Annotated in this window: 1 pseudogene; it reads right to left on the bottom strand. The window is 81.8% G+C overall.

Going from position 1 to position 790, the window contains the following annotated elements:
• Positions 1-790, bottom strand: a pseudogene (locus tag F6X68_RS33840) (hypothetical protein); the annotation flags it as partial.

Genomic DNA, 790 nt, shown 5'->3' with positions numbered 1-790 from the left:
GGCGGGGAGACTCGGCGCGCGACGGCTCGTGCGGTCGTTGCGGCTCACCGGCCCAGGCCGGCGGCTGTTCCTCGCGGGACCGGCGACCGACGGGCTCGGGCTCCTCGCGGGCTCGGCGCCCCGCCGGCTCGGCGTCCTCCCGGGAGCGACGGCCCACCGGCTCGGCCTCCTCCCGGGACCAGGGCGGCGCCCACGCGGCACCCCAGCTCGGGCGGTTCCAGTTCGGGCCGGTCCAGTCCGGTTCGGTGCTCGGCGGCCACTCGGCGGCCGACTGTCGGGAACCGCCCGGTTCCGACCGGGACGACGGTTCCCGGTCGCCGCCCGGAACGTGCTGCGCACCGGCCGCCGGTTCGGCGACCGGGGACCGGTCGGCACCCGGGTCCGCGCCGAAGCCACGCCCCACCCGCTCGTGCCCCGCGGCGTGCGGCGCGCGGTCCCGGTCGAACCCGCCCGGCGCGCGCTCCTGCTCGAACCCGGGCGCCCTGTGGTCCCGGTCGGATCCGGCCGCCGTGCGGTCCCGGTCGAAACCGCCCGGCGCGCGGTCCTGGCCGGGGGCGCCCAGCGTCCGCTCCGCGTGGGGGCCGTCCGGGGCGCGGCCCTGGCCCGGCCCACCGGCGGCGCGGTCCTGGCCGAACTCCCCCGGTGCGCCGTCCGTGCCGGTGGCGACCGGATCGGCGTCCCGGTCGTCCCGGAAGGCGCGGTCCGCCCCCAACGCGCGGTCGACGCCGGCGAGCCGGTCGCCAACGGCCGCGCGGTCGCCGGCCGTCGCGCGCTCGCCCGTGGCGGGCGC

Source organism: Micromonospora sp. AMSO12t (genome assembly GCF_008806585.1).
In the GTDB taxonomy this organism is placed as follows: domain Bacteria; phylum Actinomycetota; class Actinomycetes; order Mycobacteriales; family Micromonosporaceae; genus Micromonospora; species Micromonospora reichwaldensis.
The sequence above is the reverse complement of the archived record's forward strand: the minus strand, read 5'-3'. Positions and strand labels throughout refer to the sequence as shown.